Origin of the sequence: Mangrovivirga halotolerans, assembly GCF_026241165.1 — a bacterium.
GTDB classification, from domain to species: Bacteria; Bacteroidota; Bacteroidia; order Cytophagales; family Cyclobacteriaceae; genus Mangrovivirga; species Mangrovivirga halotolerans.
Map to the genome: position 1 here is coordinate 1 of NZ_JAPFQN010000006.1, position 20659 is coordinate 20659.

Annotated in this window: 17 protein-coding genes; 6 read left to right on the forward strand and 11 right to left on the reverse strand. The window is 38.2% G+C overall.

The window, feature by feature from the left end; all coding sequences use genetic code 11:
• Nucleotides 1-521 precede the first annotated feature (521 nt).
• On the reverse strand, nucleotides 522-2276 hold the full coding sequence (gene aspS, locus OO013_RS10855; RefSeq protein ID WP_266056831.1) for an aspartate--tRNA ligase: 1755 nt from the start codon (nucleotides 2274-2276) through the stop codon (nucleotides 522-524).
• A 175-nt stretch (nucleotides 2277-2451) separates the two neighbouring features.
• On the opposite strand from aspS, the gene OO013_RS10860 reads away from it, so the two are divergent.
• The 3 genes from OO013_RS10860 to OO013_RS10870 all read left to right on the forward strand — a co-directional run bounded on the left by OO013_RS10860 (nucleotide 2452) and on the right by OO013_RS10870 (nucleotide 4259).
• Nucleotides 2452-3030, forward strand: coding sequence for a hypothetical protein (locus tag OO013_RS10860; protein ID WP_266056832.1), 579 nt, complete (start codon nucleotides 2452-2454; stop codon nucleotides 3028-3030).
• A gap of 1 nt (nucleotide 3031) precedes the next feature.
• On the forward strand, nucleotides 3032-3481 hold the full coding sequence (locus tag OO013_RS10865; RefSeq protein WP_266056833.1) for a nucleoside deaminase: 450 nt from the start codon (nucleotides 3032-3034) through the stop codon (nucleotides 3479-3481).
• 172 nt (nucleotides 3482-3653) lie between these two features.
• The gene (locus tag OO013_RS10870) at nucleotides 3654-4259 is read left to right on the forward strand and encodes a superoxide dismutase (RefSeq protein ID WP_266056834.1); all 606 of its coding nucleotides are present in this window, start codon (nucleotides 3654-3656) and stop codon (nucleotides 4257-4259) included.
• Nucleotides 4260-4335: 76 nt separating this feature from the next.
• On the opposite strand, the gene OO013_RS10875 is transcribed toward OO013_RS10870, so the two are convergent.
• From OO013_RS10875 to clpB, 5 genes are all read right to left on the reverse strand, one after another.
• Nucleotides 4336-6324, reverse strand: a complete 1989-nt coding sequence (locus OO013_RS10875; protein ID WP_266056835.1) for a M56 family metallopeptidase — start codon at nucleotides 6322-6324, stop codon at nucleotides 4336-4338.
• 2 nt (nucleotides 6325-6326) lie between these two features.
• Nucleotides 6327-6710 (reverse strand): BlaI/MecI/CopY family transcriptional regulator, encoded by a 384-nt coding sequence (locus OO013_RS10880; protein WP_266056836.1) that lies wholly within the window; start codon nucleotides 6708-6710, stop codon nucleotides 6327-6329.
• 129 nt (nucleotides 6711-6839) lie between these two features.
• The gene (locus tag OO013_RS10885) at nucleotides 6840-7208 is read right to left on the reverse strand and encodes a DUF1801 domain-containing protein (RefSeq protein ID WP_266056837.1); all 369 of its coding nucleotides are present in this window, start codon (nucleotides 7206-7208) and stop codon (nucleotides 6840-6842) included.
• Entirely contained in the window at nucleotides 7192-7824 is a 633-nt protein-coding gene (locus OO013_RS10890; RefSeq protein ID WP_266056838.1) for a trimeric intracellular cation channel family protein, read from the reverse strand. Before OO013_RS10890 ends, OO013_RS10885 begins: the two co-directional genes overlap by 17 nt.
• An 87-nt stretch (nucleotides 7825-7911) precedes the next feature.
• The gene (clpB, locus tag OO013_RS10895) at nucleotides 7912-10527 is read right to left on the reverse strand and encodes an ATP-dependent chaperone ClpB (RefSeq protein WP_266056839.1); all 2616 of its coding nucleotides are present in this window, start codon (nucleotides 10525-10527) and stop codon (nucleotides 7912-7914) included.
• 482 nt (nucleotides 10528-11009) lie between these two features.
• Between clpB and OO013_RS10900 the strand changes: the two genes are divergently transcribed.
• Nucleotides 11010-12392, forward strand: coding sequence for a T9SS type A sorting domain-containing protein (locus OO013_RS10900; protein ID WP_266056840.1), 1383 nt, complete (start codon nucleotides 11010-11012; stop codon nucleotides 12390-12392).
• Nucleotides 12393-12712: 320 nt separating this feature from the next.
• Here the strand turns inward: OO013_RS10900 and OO013_RS10905 are convergent, their stop codons facing one another.
• The gene (locus OO013_RS10905) at nucleotides 12713-13312 is read right to left on the reverse strand and encodes a DUF2179 domain-containing protein (protein WP_266056841.1); all 600 of its coding nucleotides are present in this window, start codon (nucleotides 13310-13312) and stop codon (nucleotides 12713-12715) included.
• Nucleotides 13313-13433: 121 nt separating this feature from the next.
• Between OO013_RS10905 and rlmN the strand changes: the two genes are divergently transcribed.
• Nucleotides 13434-14492 carry a dual-specificity RNA methyltransferase RlmN gene (gene rlmN / locus OO013_RS10910; RefSeq protein ID WP_266056842.1) on the forward strand — a complete coding sequence of 353 codons (1059 nt, stop codon included), beginning with the start codon at nucleotides 13434-13436 and terminating at the stop codon, nucleotides 14490-14492.
• Between the two features lie 4 nt (nucleotides 14493-14496).
• Here the strand turns inward: rlmN and OO013_RS10915 are convergent, their stop codons facing one another.
• The gene (locus OO013_RS10915) at nucleotides 14497-15492 is read right to left on the reverse strand and encodes a dipeptidase (protein ID WP_266056843.1); all 996 of its coding nucleotides are present in this window, start codon (nucleotides 15490-15492) and stop codon (nucleotides 14497-14499) included.
• A 111-nt stretch (nucleotides 15493-15603) separates the two neighbouring features.
• Nucleotides 15604-16446 (reverse strand): 1,4-dihydroxy-2-naphthoyl-CoA synthase, encoded by an 843-nt coding sequence (locus OO013_RS10920; protein WP_266056844.1) that lies wholly within the window; start codon nucleotides 16444-16446, stop codon nucleotides 15604-15606.
• A 163-nt stretch (nucleotides 16447-16609) separates the two neighbouring features.
• On the opposite strand from OO013_RS10920, the gene kynU reads away from it, so the two are divergent.
• On the forward strand, nucleotides 16610-17890 hold the full coding sequence (gene kynU / locus OO013_RS10925) for a kynureninase (protein ID WP_266056845.1): 1281 nt from the start codon (nucleotides 16610-16612) through the stop codon (nucleotides 17888-17890).
• Here the strand turns inward: kynU and OO013_RS10930 are convergent.
• Nucleotides 17887-19374 carry an MltF family protein gene (locus OO013_RS10930; protein ID WP_266056846.1) on the reverse strand — a complete coding sequence of 496 codons (1488 nt, stop codon included), beginning with the start codon at nucleotides 19372-19374 and terminating at the stop codon, nucleotides 17887-17889. The two genes, kynU and OO013_RS10930, sit on opposite strands and share 4 nt — an antisense overlap.
• A gap of 36 nt (nucleotides 19375-19410) precedes the next feature.
• Nucleotides 19411-20634 (reverse strand): alkaline phosphatase family protein, encoded by a 1224-nt coding sequence (locus OO013_RS10935; RefSeq protein ID WP_266056847.1) that lies wholly within the window; start codon nucleotides 20632-20634, stop codon nucleotides 19411-19413.
• Between the last annotated feature and the right edge of the window lie 25 nt (nucleotides 20635-20659).

Consider the following 20659-nt stretch of genomic DNA (forward strand, 5'->3'; position numbering starts at 1 on the left):
CTCTCCATTGTAATTATTCTTAAATGTTTGTTGTATCCCAGGCCCTAAAAATTGACTTAAGGAAATTCCTTAAGCGGTTTGCTATCTTGCCTACATCTATTCAAAGAACTTTTTCGCTTCCTATTTCCGGACGTTTCCGGTATCTCCGCGATCGTGAATACTTAACTTTTTAAGTACCCTCTTCCCGTTTTGGGAGTGCAAAATTGAAACATATTTTTCATTTCCACACAACTTTTTGCAAGTTTATTTTTTCTTTTCTCTGCCGGCCTCTCAATCAGGAACTTAACCCCGATCTCCCTCCTAATAAACTCGTCCCCATCACTTCAATCTTACTCCCTCTTCCACCGTCTGTTTCCGAAAGGGATTGCAAAGGTAAACACTTTTTTAATAATTGCAATACGTCACATTGGAAAAAATATTTACTCCCCCATAACTTGCTTAAAGTCACAACAATAATTTATTAAATAAAAAAAGCCGGCCTTTCCCGAGGCCAGCTTTCCATACATATATTATATAGTGCTTTATTTTTCTTCCTCAATTTTGAGATGTAATTCATGCAACTGATCACGATCGATAGTTGCCGGACTATCAATCATTATATCTCTTCCTGAATTATTTTTAGGGAATGCAATAAAGTCTCTGATCGATTCTGCTCCTCCAAATAATGCACACAGCCTGTCAAAACCAAAAGCAATTCCTCCGTGTGGTGGCGCTCCATATTCAAAAGCTTCCATTAAAAATCCAAACTGTTTCTTCGCTTCTTCTTTTGTGAAACCTAAATGATCAAACATCAATGACTGTGTCTTCTGATCATGAATACGAATGGATCCTCCACCTATTTCAACTCCATTAATAACAAGGTCATACGCATTAGCCCGTACTGCTCCCGGATCTGAATCCAGTTTTGAGATATCCTCTGTTTTAGGAGAAGTGAATGGATGGTGCATTGCATGATATCTTTCAGATTCTTCATCCCACTCTAATAAAGGAAAGTCAACTACCCATAAAGGAGCAAATACTTTATTATCTCTCAGGCCAAGTCGCTTACCCATTTCGAGTCTCAATTCATTCAATTGCTTCCTAACTACATTAGTATCTCCGGATAGAATTAAAAGAAGATCGCCTGAAGAAGCATTCATTTTTTCAGCCCAGCCTTTAAGATCTTCCTGGCTAAAGAATTTATCTACAGAAGATTTGAAAGAACCATCTTCGTTACATTTAACATATACTAATCCTTTTGCTCCTATCTGTGGCCTTTGCACCCACTTGGTCAGCTCATCAACTTGCTTTCTTGAATAATCTCCACATCCTTCAGCAACAATTCCTACCACTAGTTCTGCACTATCAAAAACTTTGAAGCCTTTGTTTTGAGCCACGTCATTCAATTCAACAAACCTCATGTCAAATCTGATATCCGGTTTATCAGAACCATAATATTTCATGGCTTCAGAATAAGGCATTCGCTTAAAGTCGGCTACCTCCACATCTAACACTTCTTTAAAGAGTGCTTTGGTCATTCCTTCAAACGTATCCAGAATATCTTCCTGCTCAACGAAAGCCATCTCACAGTCTATCTGAGTGAATTCAGGTTGCCTGTCAGCTCTCAGGTCTTCATCTCTGAAACATTTTACAATTTGAAAATACCTGTCATAGCCAGAAACCATCAATAACTGCTTAAAGGTTTGAGGTGATTGAGGCAACGCATAAAACTCCCCTGCATTCATTCTTGAAGGGACAACAAAATCTCTAGCACCTTCAGGAGTAGATTTGATCAATACCGGCGTTTCCACTTCTAGAAAGCCCTGACCATCCAGATACCTTCTTGTTGCCTGAGCTAATTTATGCCTTAACACCAGGTTCTTTCTGACAACATTTCTTCTCAGGTCCAGGTATCGGTATTTCATTCTTAATTCTTCTCCTCCATCCGTATCATCTTCTATAGTGAATGGAGGGACTTTTGAAGAATTAAGTATTTCTATCTCTTCAACGAACACTTCAACATCTCCGGTAGGAATCTTGTCATTCTTAGAATAACGTTCTTTAACTTCTCCTTTGGCTTTAATAACAAACTCTCTTCCCATTTCGCGAACCTTCTCTATTACTTCAGAATTAGTTTCGCCTTCCTGAAAGATCAGCTGTGTAATACCATATCGGTCACGAAGATCGATCCAAATCATTCCTCCTTTATCACGAATTCTCTGTACCCATCCACTTAGTTCTACCTTCTGTCCGGTATGTTCAATGCGTAATTCACCGCAAGTATGTGTTCGTAACATTTCAACTTTATTTTTATATTGGCTACAAATTTATAAAAGGAAATGACAAAATCTTCAATGGTTTTCAATTTCAGCTATAAACAAGTAAAATATATCATAGATTTGCAGTGGATTTTTCTCGTATATAAGATTTAAGAGAAAATATCGTTTAATTGCCTGAATAACTTTATAAAGAATGAAGCACCTATTTTTAACATTGATATTATTTTTCTTTTCAGTCGGAATAAGTTTCGGCCAGGAGGGACTCAGTCTTGAAAAAGCAACTGTAAGCGAAAATATTCAGATAAAGATTCCAGAAGGATTTTCAAAAATGACTGATGATGAGCTTTACGCAAAATACAGATCTGCTGATCCTGCCGCTTTTGCTTATATCAGCGCGGATAAACAAGCGGAATTTACTATTAATAGTGCTGAAACTCCGTGGCCGGAAGAAGATATCGAATTATTATATGGTTTTTACAAAGCCACAATATATGATCTTTTCGATGAGATCAATATCCTGAAAGAGGAGACTATTGATCTGGATGGAAAAAAAGTAGCAGTTCTTGAAATGGAAACTGTTGTATATCCTCCTGAAAATTCAATAATTCCTCGCCCGACGGTTAGAAAGTATAACTACATTCAATATTTTATCCATGATGGTAAGGTGTGGATTATGAGTTTTTCTTCTCCCCAGGGAGCAAAGCAAAACTGGAAAGAAATAATCGAAATAAGTATGGAAAGCATTAAACTCAAAAAGCCAAAACAGAAATAATATGGGGCTAAGTGTGCATTCGGATGAACATTTCATGAAAGAGGCATTGAAGCAAGCTCAAATCGCTTACGAAGAAGGTGAAATACCGGTGGGTGCTGTAATTGTATGCAATAACCGGATTATTGCCCGTGCTTATAATCAAACTGAGATATTAAACGATGTTACTGCTCATGCTGAAATGATCGCTATTACCTCTGCAGCTGACCACCTGGGTGGAAAGTACCTTACTGATTGTCGTTTATTTGTCACCCTTGAACCTTGCACCATGTGTGCCGGAGCCCTCGCCTGGTCACAGATAAGTGAAATTGTATATGGCGCTCCAGATCTGCAACGAGGATTTCGCAGATTAAACCCTTCCCCACTCCATCCTAAAACAAACATCAAATTCGGTGTATTAGAAAACGAATGCAAATCTCTTATCCAGGATTTTTTCACTGACCTGAGAAAATAGAGCCCACAAACAGTATTGGTTTATAAAAAATCGGTTAATTTTATAATACAATGCCAATCCACCCGGCATTAGCCTTGACCGTATTCTAAAATCAATGTAACATTACATTGAATAAACAGTTTATATTATTATAAATAGTATTTGTTTAACCAATAATAAACCACGATTAATTATGGCATTTGAATTACCGAATTTACCGTATGAATATGATGCGTTAGAGCCTAATATAGATGCTCAAACTATGGAGATTCACCACTCCAAGCACCATGCGGGATATACTTCAAAATTAAATGGTGCTGTAGAAGGTACTGATATGGAAGGTAAAAGCATTGAAGACCTTTTAAAGAACCACTCAGATAAAACTGCAGTTAGAAATAATGGTGGTGGTTTTTATAACCATAACCTGTTTTGGGAAGTAATGAGTCCTAATGGTGGTGGCCAGCCATCTGGCGAACTTGCTGACGCTATTAATGATGCATATGGATCATTTGATAAATTTAAAGAAGAATTTTCAAGCGCAGCGGCAGGAAGATTCGGATCAGGCTGGGCATGGCTATGTGTACATTCTGGTGGAAAAGTAGAAATCTGCTCTTCTCCAAACCAGGATAACCCATTAATGCCAGGCGTAGGTTGCGGCGGATTCCCTATTTTAGGTTTAGATGTATGGGAGCATGCATACTACCTTAAATATCAAAACAAACGTCCTGATTACATTGCTAATTTCTTTAATGTTATTAACTGGGACAAAGTAGCAGAACTTTATGCTGCGAATAAATAATATTATTTTAAACAGGTGAACAACCAAAAAAGGCCGGAAGAAATTCCGGCCTTTTTCATTTTATCAATATTTATAATCAATCAAAGTCAATATCCATGGCATCATCAATAATCTTTTTATATTTCTTCTGATGCTCAGGCTTGATCTTTTTACCATTAACTTTTATTTCATCATTCTTAATTTCGATGGTTTTAATTTCTTCATTAGTTGATACATAACCATCTTTCACAAGCTCAGCTTTAATTATGGCATTCCTCTTTTTCATTTCTCTTTCAAATTCTGCCATTTCAACCTTAAGTTCAGCCATTTCTCTTTTAAGCTCCTTCTGTGCTTGCTCAAGTTCTCGCTTCACCTCTTCATTGATCTTTTCATGATCAATTTCAACCTTTAATTCTTCAATCTCTCTTTTAAGCTCCTCTTTAGCCTGAGCAATTTCTTCTTTAGCCTGTTCCAATTCCATTCTCATCTGGGCTTTTTCTTCAGGCGTTAAAGTACTGTCATTTTCAAAAGAAAAATCAAAATTCATTCTACTGAAATCCAGACTTTCCATTGCCATCTTCATGCTTTCCCTAATATGCTTCTCATCTACATGAGCATCAGCCATGATTTTTTGAAAATCCATATTCTTCATACTTGAATAGGCTGCTTCCATTGAACGCATTATATGTTCAGAGATCTCCTTATTATTGATGACTACAACTTTTTCTTTGCCATCATCATCTTTGATAATATATTTTATTCCTTTATGATCATCAGGTAAGGTATCAGGATTTATCATATACACACGATTACCTTGTTTCCTCACTTGTGCGATATCATAAATCCTATATTTTACTGGATTAGCCGGCTCAGCAGGAGAGACTGATGCAATAACCTGAGGGTTTTCTGATTCTTCTATCGCTTCGACTGGTTCTATCGGAGCTATTCTCCTTATAGAAGGAAGTGATTTTGGTTCTTCGGGTTTACCTGGATACTCATTTACTTTCTTATCCTGTTTCGGATCAACTAACTCGCTAATTTTCTGTTCGGCTTCTAATAATTTTTTCTTGCCAACATCCATAAAACTCATTGCAACTACTGCAACAATCAGGATCACTAAAGGTATTATTTTATCTTTCATCGTCTTTTTTTGCATTTTAGGTTGAACAATTCGTTGAATTCTAAGTAGCAAACTGTGTTTCGACTGCCCACCTAACTGCATTGCAGGACTCTGTTGATTTATTGCATATTCTTCAAGTTTGGTTAATAATTTAGCGTATTGAATTGTTGAAGGTTGATAATTTAGTGCCACTGTATCGCAGCAGACTTCTCTTTCATGTCGGAGTACATCACTCATATACCAGACCATGGGATGATAGAAAAATATCACTTCAACCAATGATTGGACAAAATTGACCAGGTAATCACTCCTTTTAATATGGGCCAATTCATGGGCCAGGATTGCCTCCACCTGTTGCGTAGGAAGTCCTGTTGCCAAGCCTACCGGTATCAGGATAACTGGTTTTAGATGTCCCATCACCATCGGGCCATAAATGGCTGCAGATTTCAAAATCCTGACATCTTTATTAATATTAAGTGATTTTTTTAATTTATCGAGAACCTCATTCCACTGACTATCAACCAACTCAGTGGCCTTGTTTTTCAAAATTCTCAAATAGGCATAACTTCCGATCAGTCTAAACCCAAGTAATAATGCTCCGGTACTCCAGACAATCACAAGCTCTGGCAAAAAGGGCTTTATACGACCAGATAGCCCTTCCCAGAAATTCACAACTCCCGGATCATTCATGGTAATCAGATATTCTACCTGGTTATCTAGCATCCCCATCGATAAATTTGAAGCAGCTCCTAGTTCATTCCAATGCATTATAAATGTTTGAACGCTCCATCCAAGCCCTCCAAGCAAAGCTCCGAAAGTCAGCCAGTACATTACTTTTGGTTTATTTTTTACCAGTGGCTTTATTAAAAGGAATAAAATCCCGATCAACATAAACTGCCATAATGCATGAACAAGTGTCCATCCGGTAGCTTCGATTATCCGGTTATATGATTCAATACTAAACATTGTTAATCTATTTGAGAATCTTCAATATCATCGAGGTACTTTTTGATCCTTTCCAGCTCAGCTTTATCAGTTTTATTATTTCCCAATAAATGCATTACCAGTTTTGCTGCCGACCCCTGAAAGGTCGTTTCAAGCAGACGGTCAATTAGCCTGTCACTTGTCTGCTTGCGATCTATTTCTGCTGTATATATATGTGTCTTGCCGTGCTTCTCTCTGGAAAGATACTTTTTCTCATACATTAGTTGCATGATCTTCAAAGTTGTTGTGTAACCCGTATCTTTTTCTTTGGACAATTCATCATGTACTTCACGCACAGTAGATGGGCCCTTGTCCCATAAGACACGTAAAACATCTAATTCAGATTCGGTGGGTTTTGAAACACTCATTTTTTGCTACTACGATTAATTTCGTATTACAATTATATACGATTTTATTCGTAGTTAAAAGTTATCTACGAAAATATTCGTAAAAAAGTGTTAAATGGTGACTTAAATAGATGAGTGGAAGGATGTTACCTATTTTCTCCTTTTATTGATTCTGATCGCTTCGTCAATATAAAAAGGTAAACTTCCCCTGAAGTCAGTAGTACTATCAAGTATAAAATGCCGGATTTGCTTTTGATCTCCAGTCAATAATCCAAAAGGGTCTTCGATTTTAATTCCATCAACGAAGCCTATTATCAAATGATCTTTTTTCGGATTGAAATAGATTAACGGACCGTAATAATCATAAAAGGGAATTCTATACTTAACGGATTCTGAAACTCCCGGAGTATCCATCAACCACTGTCTGATTTCTTCGGCTTTAATGTATAAAGGGTATTCAAGGTTTTCTGCTAATAGCGAAGTAACCTGATCTGATTTCTGATTAGGTATTGCTTTCATCTGGTTGATCTGCCTCAATTACCGGTAATCCTAATTGGTATTTAATAGCTAATGTTCTAATGACAATTACTGTTGTCACACATGCCACATCTGCCCAGTTGCTGGTAATAGCAAAGGCATCAAATAAAGCATAGGCTAACCCACCAACAATACAAGCTCCTGCATAAATTTCTTTCCTGAAGATCAAAGGAACTTCATTAATCAGAATATCTCGAGTAATACCACCGGCGATCCCGGTGATCATGCCCAGTGTCATAGCCACCCAGTACGGCTGACCAAAAAGTAAAGTCTTTTCTATACCTACCAGTGTGAACATACCTAACCCAATGGTATCGAAAATAAAGAATGTATTTTCTAATCTTACCAATCGATTCCTGAATATCACTACAAATCCCAATGCTACCAATATTGTTATAAAATATTTTGGGTCCTCCATCCAGAAGGGAGTTGCGTTAAGCAAAAGGTCTCTGATCGTTCCGCCTCCAACTGACGTAACAATTCCAATGACGACAGAACCGAATAGGTCAACCCTTGCTGCTGCTGCCAGACGAATACCACTAATAGCAAATACGAACGTCCCCGCGTAGTCTATAAATTCAGGAAAAGTAAGCATCATCGAGGTAAATTTTAAAATTTGGCACCAAAGTAATAAAAAAAAACCGCTGCCTCATGGCAACGGTTCACTTTTTAAAACTGAATTACTTTAATCGTCTATTTGCACCTTATCAAGGTTCATAAACACGATATTATCACCTTCGATATCTATACCAACGACAGAATCTTTCTGAATATTTCCTGCAAGTATCTCTTTTGATAATTCATTTAAGACCTCACGTTGTATAACTCTTTTCAACGGTCTGGCGCCAAATGTCGGATCATAACCGGTCTTGCCAAGGTAATCAAGTGCAGCATCAGTAGCTTCTAGTTTAATACCATTGTGCTCCAGTCTGTTTTTGATCAGGTTAAACTGAATGGTAACAATCTTTCTGATATCTTCTTTAGAAAGAGGTCTGAACATGATCAGTTCATCAATTCGGTTCAGGAACTCCGGACGCACTGATTTTTTCATCAGTTCGAACACTTCATTTTTAGTTTTGTCGATCACCTCATCATGGTTTATTTCATCCATCATTTCAAAGTTGCTCTGTATGATGTTCGAACCAATATTTGTTGTCATGATGATGATTGTATTTTTGAAGTTAGCTATCCGTCCTTTATTATCGGTCAACCTTCCATCATCCAGTACCTGTAGCAGAATATTGAAGACATCCGGATGAGCTTTCTCGATCTCATCAAGTAATACCACACTATATGGTTTTCTTCTTACTGCTTCTGTAAGCTGGCCTCCTTCATCATAACCAACATATCCCGGAGGCGCTCCGACCAGTCTACTAACGGCATGCCTTTCCTGGTACTCAGACATATCGATCCTGACCATGGCATTTTCATCATTGAACAGATATTCTGCCAACGCTTTCGCCAGCTCAGTCTTACCCACACCGGTAGTCCCCATGAAAATGAAACTACCAATTGGTCTTTTCGGATCCTGTAATCCGGCACGGCTTCTTCTTACTGCATCGGATAATGCCTGAATAGCTTCCTGCTGTCCGGCAACTCTTCTGCTCAGCTCATCTTCCAGGTGAAGCAGTTTTTCTCTTTCGCTTTCGAGCATCTTACTCACCGGAATACCTGTCCAGCGTGCGACTACTTCCGCAATATCTTCTGAATCAACTTCTTCTTTGAGTAAGCTTTCCTCACCCTGCATTTCAGAAACCTGTTTCTGAAGTTCTTCTAATTTATTCTGAGTTTCAACCAGCTTACCATACCTGATCTCCGCTACTTTTTCATATTCACCTGCGCGCTCCGCTTTTTCAGCTTCAAGCTTAAGCTTATCGATTTCTTCCTTCGCATGCTGAATTCCCTGGATTACACTCTTTTCATTCTCCCACTTGGCTTTCAGACTGTCGCGTTGCTCACTGAGTTCGGCAATATCTTTATTTAATATCGCTTCCTTCTCCTTATCTTTTTCACGTCTGATCGCTTCACGCTCAATCTCCAATTGCATAATCCTTCGATTGAGCTCATCAAGTTCTTCCGGTAATGAGTCAATTTCAATTCTCAGCTTCGATGCAGCCTCATCCATCAAGTCGATAGCTTTATCCGGCAAGAACCGGTCAGAGATATATCTACTGGATAGTTCAACTGCAGCAATTACAGCATCATCCTTAATTCTGACTCCATGATGGAGCTCATACTTATCTTTAATACCACGTAAAATTGATATTGCATCTTCCTCACCGGGTTCATCGACTGTTACTGCCTGGAACCTTCTTTCCAATGCCTTATCTTTTTCGATGTATTTTTGATATTCCTTCAACGTGGTCGCACCGATTGCATGAAGTTCACCACGTGCTAGAGCAGGTTTTAATAAGTTTGCTGCATCCATAGCTCCTTCGCCACCACCACCGGCACCGATCAGCGTATGGATCTCATCAATAAAGAGAATGATTTCTCCATCTGAATCCTTAACCTCTTTAATTACCGCTTTCAGTCTTTCCTCAAACTCACCTTTATATTTGGCTCCTGCGACGAGGAGTCCCATGTCTAAAGAAATGATCGTTTTAGACTTTAAGTTCTCCGGGATATCACCATCGACAATACGCTGGGCCATACCCTCTACGATCGCTGTCTTACCTACACCCGGCTCACCAAGAAGCATCGGGTTGTTTTTCGTTCTCCTGGAAAGGATCTGAAGTACACGCCTGATCTCTTCATCACGACCGATCACCGGATCAATCTTACCCTGCCTCGCCTGCTCATTGAGATTAATAGAATATCGTGAAAGAGCCTGGTATTTATTTTCAGCATTCTGGTCAGTCACTTTCGATCCGCCACGAAGCTCTTTAATTGCTTTTACAGCATCAGACTCATTAAATCCGTGATTCTTTAATAGAGTGGCAGTTTTATCCTTACCTTTTAACAGGCCAAGAATAATGTGCTCCACAGCCACAAATTCATCACCAAATGTTTTGAGTGTCTTATTAGCTTCCGTCAGCGTTTGATGCGCATCATTAGATAAATACGGTTTACCGCCCGACACTTTAGGATAAGACCTGATCAAATTATCAAGTTCATCATTAAGAACGGGGGTATTTACATTTAGCTTTTTAGCCAGGTACGAAAAAACATTTTCGTCAGTAGAAATAATTCCTTTTAGCAAGTGCCCTGTCTCCACAGCTTGCTGTTCATGGGCCATTGCTACCTCAGTAGCCTTTTGAATGGCCTCCTGTGATTTTAATGTATAATTATCAAATGTCATATCTATTATTAGTTTCTTAGTTCAATTTCCTATAGGGAATAATCAATAATTCTACCAATTGATATTTTTAGACTAAAACAAGAAAAAACTGCAGGTTAAAGTGATAAAATAGCATTATTTTAAGACATTTTGTCTCAAAACCACTTATTTATTCCCTTAACACTGCCGTAATGACAGTTTTTAATTTGGTCTTTTTATTAAAGAGGTGAGTGGTTTTACAACGTGTTAATATTTGTATCAATGCCAAACTTGTTGTAGAAGATATGAATAATGGGGAAGCTCATAACTCAGGTTGATTGTTGAAAACGTTTAGATGGAAGTCCCGGGGTTTGAATTGAATATTATTGGACAATTTTGCGATATTTCTTTTATATTTTAATAAGACAGTTATATTTATAATAGGGTTAAGTTTTTTGAGGGAGAAGAAATGGAGAGTAATAACCCTATCCAAATTCATTAGTAAATCAACGCCCAGAAATAAGATGAAAAATTTTACTATCAACACCAGTAGCAGAATTTTGATTGCTATTATTTTGCTCTTTTTGATCAATTATTCAGGATATTCCCAATGTACTCCGAACGATTGTTCAACTATATTACCTCCTTTTGGAGGCATATGTGATTCATCATTTGTCGAAGGCACAAGCAATGAAGCTTATTCGGATTTTGAATCCTTTCATATTACAACTACATGCTTTGATGCAGGTATTCTCGACCCATCGTTTAGTGGCACAAATGTCAGCGTAGAACAAATAGATAACTTAACCTTTTTTGGTTTGCCAAATGGCATAACGGGGACATCTAATCAGATTTCGTATTCATCACCTGCTAATGGATGTATAAGCATTTCCGGAACCCCGTCTGAAGCCGGAGAATTTCAAGTAAACGTTTTTTTATTGGCAGATGTACTCATTTATGATGGAAACTGCTCTTCCGTTGTATCAGTACAAAATGATAATCAGATAACCGTTCCTTTAACATTGACTATTTTACCAGATGCCTCATTCACAATTCCATCCACTTCTTTTGCTGCTTGTGATGAAGCAGTTTCACTAAGCCCTACAGGCACAGTTGGAGGAAGCTTTTCTGGACCGGGTGTATCCGGGTCTACATTTAACCCCTCTGTAGCTGGACCTGGTTCTCATACAATAACATATTCTGTTTCGGCTCAAGAAGGAGAAGCAGTTGGTCCTGCGTCTAATAGTTCTTCAATTACTGTTAATGTTTCAGCTCTTCCAGAACCTGGGATTGATACACAAACAGCCTGTGATTCTTTCACATGGATTGACGGAAATACTTACACTGAAAGTAATAATACAGCTACTTTTAATATTGAAGGTGGAGCAGCAAATGGTTGTGATTCTCTTGTTATGTTAAATCTAACTATTGATACTATTTCAGATCTAACAACTTCTACAGATGGATCAACTATAACTGTCAATAACACAAATGTCACTTATCAATGGTTGGATTGTAATAATAATTATGCAATAATCCCCGGGGAAACAAATCAATCATTTACACCGGTAGAAAATGGCACATATGCTGCTGAACTCACTAAAAATAGTTGTGTAGACACCACTGCCTGTGTTGAAATTAACACTTTAGGAATAATTGATAATGATTTTGGAGATGACCTTAAGGTTTATCCCAATCCAACTGATGGTAATTTTTCCATTGAAATGGGGGGTTATTTTAAAAATGTAGAAATTTCAATATTTGAAATAGATGGAAAACTCATTCGGTCAGCAGTCTTTAACAATCAAAAAACCATTGATCTTACTATTACTGAGAAACCAGGAATCTATTTAATTGGGATAAGTGCTGAAAATAAAAAAGCCACGATCAGGTTATTAAAAGAGTGATATAATGGCAAAATGGAATTCATAAAACTCCTTGAGCTAAATCTTAAGGAGTTTTACCCCCCTCTGGTGCAAGAATTCTCTTGTACCTACGTCGTTAAGCTAAACTATAGAATTTAAATGTATTTCCTGCTCATGCCGGAAATTAAATTCAATCATTTTCTCATTTCTGGATAGTGAAGACACAATCCAGGGCTAAACGTTTAGGTTGAAAAATACTTAAAAGAACTAATAACAATCGGTCCAAGAAAATTATTGAACCATTATTAAGGAAAATAACACAAGCGCATGCCTACGCGAGTGGATTGAATTTATAATTAAATTTACTTCACCTTCAAAAACGGACTCTTTAAGAATGATTTTGGAATTGGGGCTTCCATCATTTCGTCAAATTCTTTAACGCTCTTTACTCCCTCTACCGTCATGAATGCCTTTGGATTATTTTCTTTTATCAACGTTTCCAATGAATGAAGCTGCTTTCTTCCGGCAATGACGAATATGACGCTGACTTCACCCTTACTTCCGTGTGCTTCGACTTCGGTGAATTTATAATCTTTTGATTTTAAAGCTTTTAGTAATTTAGATGCGTTACGTTGGGTTATGATTCTGATCACTATATTTCCAATAGCAAGTTTTTCTTCAATACCCATACCAACATAAATACCCGCAGCAAACCCTCCGGCATAAGCTACATAAGATATCGGGTTAGATAAATGCTGCATGATCTGACTAATCGCTATTAACCAAATCAGTGCTTCCAGGAATCCAAGTGCAGTGGATAATCCACGTTTTCCCTGAAGCATATAGATTACTCTCAGGGTATTTAAGGGTACATCTATAATTCGAGCAAGGAATATGATCAATGGCAGGAGAACAAATTCGAAAACTTCCTGACTTATCCCTAATACTGCTGCAAAATCCATTTACGCTGGTATTTAAATGTTTTACTTATAATCTCTTTCTTTCTCCGTAAATTTAATTCATTTAAAGCAGGATAAATCGAATTTTCAAAACACTATCGTCAATTCTACGTACATTTGCATCATGGCAGTAGTGAAGAAAAAGGATATCAGGTCGTTAAAGCCCGACGAGTTAAAAAAAGTTTTTGTTGAAAACGGCGAAAAAGCCTTCAGAGCAAAGCAGGTTCATGAATGGTTATGGAAAAAGTCTGCCCGTACTTTTGAGGAGATGACCAACCTTTCGAAAGACCTTCGAGAATGGCTGAATGAACATTTTGTAATTAACCCGGTAACTATTGCTGATCAGCAAAAGAGTAATGACGGAACGATTAAAATTGGCTTTAAACTTCACGATGGTCACCTGGTAGAAGGTGTGCTAATACCCACTTCAAAACGAATCACTGCCTGTATTTCTTCGCAAGTCGGATGTTCTCTATCCTGTGCGTTTTGTGCTACAGGTTTTCTGGATAGAAAAAGAAATATTGAAGCTGCTGAAATTTATGATCAGGTAGTACTTATCCGAGACCTTGCTGAAGAACTTTATAATCGCCCATTGACCAATATTGTATACATGGGAATGGGAGAACCATTATTAAACTACAGCCATGTTTTCAAATCTGCGGAATACGTTACTGCGGAATATGGTTTAAATATGGCTTCCAAAAGACTAACTGTTTCTACTGCAGGCATTGCTAAAATGATCAAAAAGCTAGCTGATGATGACGCTAAGTTTAACCTGGCATTATCTCTTCACGCTGCAAATGATAAAAAGCGTGATAAGATCATGCCGATCAATGAATCGAATACCCTCGAGGCTTTAGCTGAATCATTAAAATATTATTACGAAAAGACCAAAATGATGGTCACTTACGAATACATCGTTTTCAATAATTTTAATGATACGCTGGAAGATGCCGAAGAACTTTACCAGTTCACCAAAGTCGTTCCTTCAAAAGTGAACATCATTGAGTACAACCCGATCGACCAGGCGGACTTTGTCAATACAGAAGAAGACAAACTCGATAAATTTGCTTCCTACCTTGAACGCAAAGGAGTGAATGTCAATGTCCGTCGAAGTCGTGGAAAAGATATTGATGCAGCATGTGGACAGCTGGCAAACAAAGGCCACAAAGAAACTGCCTGATCAATTATCTAATATAATTTTCAGTAAGAAACTTCATCCCGGTTTTATTCATATATTTTTCTGCAAAATCGGCACCGAATTCTTTGGCTATGCGCTTGGCAACTTTAGGAAATTTGGATGAATCAGCCAGTTCAGGAAAAAATAAGGGATGTCTTTCAGGCTCATAATCTGCCCAGTAAAAGAAATCTGCTCCCTGTACGAGGTAATTTTCACCGCCTAATTTTATTCCATGCTCAATATGTTCTAAATAATATTCGGGGTTCTCTTTATGCATATAATCTCTCAGGTAGGTGATCCCGATTATACCATTATTCTGAATTATGTATTTCGCATGTTCATCAGTCAGGTTTCGATCGTGTTCATAGACCTCTCGAAAATTTGAATGCGAAGCGATCACCCTCAAATCGAGGCCATTCTTTTCTTTATAATTTATAATATCCTCTGCAAGCTGATAACTGGAGTGAGAAAGATCGATGCAAATCCCATATTTGGATAATATTTCCAGCAGAGTTTCACCATCTTCCTTTAAACCAATTCCCTGAGCCTTATTTCCACCTCCAAACCTGTTTTCTCCATGATGGGTCATTGATACGTATAAAGGAGTTCCGATCCATTGCTTCATAGCCAGCAAGTTCATTTCAGTCTGAACTTCGGCATCTCCCTCTTCGAGACATAATCCAGAAGCTCCTTCAATGGCCGGAATTAACGTGATATTCTTCTTTCTGAATTTACCCTTCCATTTTTTGAAAGGAAAATCCCTTTGAAAAAGTTCAAAAAGAATCCTCGCCTGTCTGAAGGCATTGACCACACTATCTTCACCCGGCGCTGTAAATATTGCACAGGTCTGTACTTTGACCTTTCCAGCTTCCATAGCAGGAAGAGAAGCTCCAATGTCATCAGTCTGTTCTAATGCATCATAAGATAATGCAGGCATATCCTGAACGTGTAAAAGATAACTTAACAGATCACAGTGGAAATCGACTACGGGTAATTTTTGCATGGCTTGATAATTTTTCGAGATACCGGGTTATGCTTGATTGCATAATTTAGATAAAAATAAAAAAAGCAGCCGATAAACTGACTGCTTTTTGAGGTATTTCCTATGATACGCTTATGGTATCCACTTGATATCTTTAAAATTCGGTTTTCGTTTTTCAAGAAATGCATTACGACCTTCTTTTGCTTCTTCGGTCATGTATGCAAGTCTGGTTGCCTCACCGGCAAAAACCTGCTGGCCTACCATACCATCATCAGTCGCGTTGAATGCGAATTTCAACATCTTGATCGAAGTTGGTGATTTCTCCAGGATCTCCTGTGCCCACTGGTAAGCAGTATCTTCTAATTCATCATGCGGGATCACGGCATTTACCATACCCATATCGTAAGCATCCTGTGCAGAATAATTACGACCAAGGAAGAAAATTTCTCTCGCTCTTTTCTGACCAACCATCTTAGCCAGGTATGCCGATCCATACCCCCCATCAAAAGAAGTTACATCAGCATCAGTTTGCTTAAATATCGCATGTTCTTTACTTGCTAGAGTCAGGTCGCATGTTACGTGAAGACTATGCCCTCCACCGACAGCCCATCCGGGAACCACAGCAATAACTACCTTTGGCATAAATCGCATTAAACGTTGAACCTCCAGGATATTAAGTCGTGGCATACCGTCATCATCAACATATCCCTGGTGGCCTCTGGCATTTTGATCTCCTCCACTACAAAAAGCCCATTTACCATCTTTTGAAGAAGGACCTTCTCCTGATAGAAGAATTACTCCGATAGAAGTATCTTCCCTTGCATCAAGAAATGCCTCAAATAATTCTCCAACAGTCTTAGGTCTGAATGCATTTCTCACATCGGGACGATTAAATGCAATTCGAGCTACCCCGTCGCACTTTTTATAAGTTATATCTTCGTATTCCTTAACGGTTTTCCAGTTTATCTTACTCATTTTAACTTTCTTTTAAATCAGTTACGCAATGTAAAAATACTTCTTGATTATAAAAATCTGATATTTTTCCCGGAAAGTATACGTATAAAACTGAATTTTAGTCTCTGGCTGCCTCAGTTGGATAGAAATCATTAATTTAGCCGCGCAACATAAAACTCAAAAGATGAATTACGAAGCAACCCTCGAATTTGCTCAAAAAATGGATCGCGAAGATGCCCTTTCGCGATTCAGAGATGAATATTATATACCGAAAGTCAATGGTCAGTCTTCTATCTACTTTTGTGGTAATAGTCTGGGACTGCAACCTAAGCGCACTGAAAAATACTTAGAACATGAAATGAAACAGTGGCGTGAGATGGGAGTTGAAGGTCACTTTGAAGGAGATACACCATGGTATGAGAGCCATGCCAGATCTAAACCAGCCTTGAGTAAGATCCTCGGTGCCAAAGAACACGAGATCGTGGCGATGAACAATTTAACCACAAATTTGCATCTAATGATGGTTTCCTTTTATAAACCTGAAGGGAAAAGAACCAAGATCATCATGGAAGGAGGTGCATTTCCTTCTGATATGTACGCTGTAGAAAGCCAGGTTAAATTTCATGGATTAAATCCTGACGATCATGTGATAGAAGTAACCCCACGAGAAGGAGAATACCTGATCAGACATGAAGATATCATTGAACAGATAGAAAAGCATGCTGATGAAATATCCATGGTATTATTTCCGGGCATTCAATATTATACAGGGCAGGTTTTTGATATGAAATCAATTACCGAAGCCGGTCATAAAGCCGGAGCAAAAGTTGGGTTTGATCTTGCCCATGCTGCTGGAAACATAGTGATGGAACTTCATAACTGGAATGTAGATTGTGCCACCTGGTGTTCATACAAATATATGAATAGCGGACCCGGAAATGTATCTGGGCTTTATGTTCACGAAAGATATGCTGATGATAATGAACTGCCTCGATTTGCAGGCTGGTGGGGACATGATCAGGATGAGCGATTCCAGATGCTTAAAGGATTTAAACCGATGCATGGAGCTGACGGATGGCAACTGGCCAATCAAAATGTACTGGCACTCGCAGCACACCAGGCTGCATTAAGTTTGTTTGAAGAAGCGGGTATTAAAAAACTGAGAGAAAAATCTGTAAAACTTACCGGTTATCTTGAATTCATGCTCAATGGATTGAATGATTCTGTTGATGAACCAATTGTTGAGATCATCACTTCTTCAAATCCTGAAGAAAGAGGGTGCCAGCTATCATTATTTGTTCATAAAGGTGGCAAAGAGCTGTTTAAAAAACTCCAGGAAGGTGGATTAATAGCAGATTGGCGCGAACCTAATGTAATCAGACTCGCGCCAACCCCTATGTATAATTCTTTTGAAGATGTTTTTCGACTGGTAAATCTTATGGAAAAAGTTTTCAAGCAATTCTAATTAAGCATCGCGACTCGCTCAAGCTTAGTAGAATCATTATATATCAATTGATATTGTTTGTATAAATTCATAATACTTCTAACATAGGCTACTGTCTCAGTTCCACGGCAGTAGCCATTTCTTACTACCTCATCCTGGTAATATTTCGGCTGAGACTTAAGTAACAGGTATTTTTCTACGTTGTCTTCCCAGACTTCAGGATCTGCACCGTATTTTCTGGCTAATCTTCTGGCATCTAATATATGTCCCTGACCAATATTGTATGATGCCAGGACAAACTTCTTTCTTTCAACGCTATCAGCCACACGATCATCCCAGTAGTTATCAAGCCATTCCAGGTGGGCAATACCGGCTTTAATATTTTCTTCAGGATTAAAGGTGTTAGTCACCCCATATTCTTTGGCAGTCTCAGGAAGTAACTGAAACAATCCATGAGCACCGGCCCATGATGTTACATTCGGATTAAATCTTGACTCCTGGTACGCTACAGAAGCAACGAGCAACCAGTCCCAGCCAATTTTTTCTGCACCCTTTTTAAATTGATCGTCATATGGAGAAAGCTTTTCACTTGAGAAAGAAGCGTAATCACTCTTAACCCATTTACGATTGTATTTAGGATTTTCGAAATACTTCCTGTAGATGACATAGTAATCATTGGTTTTTCGCATTTTTCTCACCCATTGATTAATAGTCGTTTCCAGAGAATCTGCATTCCTTCTCACTGCCCAGGAAATACGTTGAGGAAAACTCACTGCTGTTTTTACATCGATGCCAGGATAATATGTAGCATTTACCTTTGCCATATTCTCATCAGCAATAGTATAGTCAATCTCTCCTTCAGCTACTTTTCTGATCAGATCTTCAGTTGTGGTACCCATATCAGCTTCTACTATAAAAATATCATCACCGATCTCTTCGGATAGATTTTGAAGCCGTGTAAGGTAAGCACTACTGCTTCTCACATAAACTTTCTTACCAATTAGTTCTAAAGGTTCACGAACAAGTTTATTTTCGATCTGATGCCATTTCAGCTTACGCCAGTTATCCGGTTTGCGTTGAACAAGCACCTGCCGCTCGATGGAGTGATATTCAGTAAAGGTGGCAAATTTCTTTCTTTCCTTTGTAACAGAAAGATTATAGGCGATGATATCGACCTTACCACTGTTGAGCATTTCAAATGCCTCCTCAATGCTATTAGATATTTTAATTTCTAATTTGATATCAATATCATCAGCAAGACGCTGAAGCAGTTCATATTCATATCCCATTGGTTTACCTCTGTAGATGAAATAACCCGTTGAGCTATTATCTACCACGGCACGCAATACTCCCCTTCTTTTAATAGTGGGAAGATCGAGATTTACAACCTGGATGGAATTAGCACTGTCTTTAGATACGGTATTCTGCTTTACTCCTGACTGTCTGCATGAGTAAAAAGTAATCGACAAAAGTAAAACAGGTAAAAATAATACATACTTTCCCAAAACATTATTGGTTGGTGATAGGGTAAAGTACGTAATTTATTGCTCTTGGTTTAAAGTTTTTTCGAGAAGAAAGTCATTTCCATCGATGAATTCATATGGTTCAAGCGATAAAATATTAACTATCAAAGAATATATATGAATATTCTGGAATGATTTTATTTTTTCCCCATGTTTGAAAGATGGTCCATTTGCATAAAAAATGCCATGCATACTTTTCATTTCAGGATTAAATCCATGAGTACCTCCTCTTTCAAAGCCATTAGGAAACTCTTTCTTTTTTTCAGGTTGAAGAAAAATACACTTTTTCGGGGCGGTGACAATCATATCAGGTGTCCACGGCTTCTTATCCCCGTCAAATGATTTATAATTTTTTGGTTTTTCAAATATCACATCATTGCTGTTAAATGATGCTACAAGATCTTTTTTGGCTTTTAAAAAGGAAGTTTTAGGATCTACAAAGTATACATACGCAAAAGGACCTGCATTCAAAACAATATATTTCCCTTTATATTCATCGCTTTCCATATCCCAATAAATAGGCTTGTAATTTTTCATATCTTCCATTCCATGGTCGGAAACAAGAATAAGATTCACCGGGACACCGGTTTCTTTAATTTGTTCGCGAAAATAGCCAAGTTCTTCATCGAGCTTTTTAGCAGCTTTTTTTGTTTCCGGAGCAGTTGGGCCGTACTTATGGCCAACATCATCCATGGTGCTGAAATAACCAAGTATCAGGCTGGGGCGTTCATCTTTAGGTAATTCAAGCCACTCAATCATACCGTCAATTCTAGCTTTATTTGATATGCGACCATTATATGGATAGACATAGTCCGGTTTACAGCCATTAATGGATGCTTCAGTTCCCACCCAGAAATAAGATGCAGTTTTCAATCCATTTTGCTGCGCATAGCACCAGATAGGAAGTCCAGCATAAAACCTGCCATCGGTAACATCTTTTTTATCCCAGATCTGATAGACTGTTTCGATATCGCGATTATAAAAAGTATTTGCCGGGAGCCCATGATGCCCGGGTTCCATGCCTGTTACGATTGAATAATGGTTAGAAAAAGTTTTAGACGGATAAGAAGGGATTAAGGCTTCAGCGGCCACTCCCCCTTTTATTAAATCCTTAAAGTTATTCAAATCGAATTTTTCAACATAGTCGTGTCTGAATCCATCATAGGAAATCAATATGGTGACCGTATCCAGTTGAGCAAAAAGGACAGTGGGTAGAAAAATTAAAACAAACAATAATCGCATGATCGAAAGAATTACGCTATACAAA

Coding starts and splice junctions, on each gene's coding strand:
- rlmN (WP_266056842.1), top strand. CDS start 13,434: ATGGCAGTAGTGAAGAAAAAGGATATCAGGTCGTTAAAGCCCGACGAG.
- OO013_RS10915 (WP_266056843.1), bottom strand. CDS start 15,492: ATGCAAAAATTACCCGTAGTCGATTTCCACTGTGATCTGTTAAGTTAT.
- OO013_RS10880 (WP_266056836.1), bottom strand. CDS start 6,710: ATGAGTGTTTCAAAACCCACCGAATCTGAATTAGATGTTTTACGTGTC.
- OO013_RS10875 (WP_266056835.1), bottom strand. CDS start 6,324: ATGTTTAGTATTGAATCATATAACCGGATAATCGAAGCTACCGGATGG.
- OO013_RS10920 (WP_266056844.1), bottom strand. CDS start 16,446: ATGAGTAAGATAAACTGGAAAACCGTTAAGGAATACGAAGATATAACT.
- OO013_RS10860 (WP_266056832.1), top strand. CDS start 2,452: ATGAAGCACCTATTTTTAACATTGATATTATTTTTCTTTTCAGTCGGA.
- kynU (WP_266056845.1), top strand. CDS start 16,610: ATGAATTACGAAGCAACCCTCGAATTTGCTCAAAAAATGGATCGCGAA.
- OO013_RS10890 (WP_266056838.1), bottom strand. CDS start 7,824: ATGATGCTTACTTTTCCTGAATTTATAGACTACGCGGGGACGTTCGTA.
- aspS (WP_266056831.1), bottom strand. CDS start 2,276: ATGTTACGAACACATACTTGCGGTGAATTACGCATTGAACATACCGGA.
- OO013_RS10905 (WP_266056841.1), bottom strand. CDS start 13,312: ATGGATTTTGCAGCAGTATTAGGGATAAGTCAGGAAGTTTTCGAATTT.
- OO013_RS10865 (WP_266056833.1), top strand. CDS start 3,032: ATGGGGCTAAGTGTGCATTCGGATGAACATTTCATGAAAGAGGCATTG.
- OO013_RS10900 (WP_266056840.1), top strand. CDS start 11,010: ATGAAAAATTTTACTATCAACACCAGTAGCAGAATTTTGATTGCTATT.
- clpB (WP_266056839.1), bottom strand. CDS start 10,527: ATGACATTTGATAATTATACATTAAAATCACAGGAGGCCATTCAAAAG.
- OO013_RS10885 (WP_266056837.1), bottom strand. CDS start 7,208: ATGAAAGCAATACCTAATCAGAAATCAGATCAGGTTACTTCGCTATTA.
- OO013_RS10935 (WP_266056847.1), bottom strand. CDS start 20,634: ATGCGATTATTGTTTGTTTTAATTTTTCTACCCACTGTCCTTTTTGCT.
- OO013_RS10870 (WP_266056834.1), top strand. CDS start 3,654: ATGGCATTTGAATTACCGAATTTACCGTATGAATATGATGCGTTAGAG.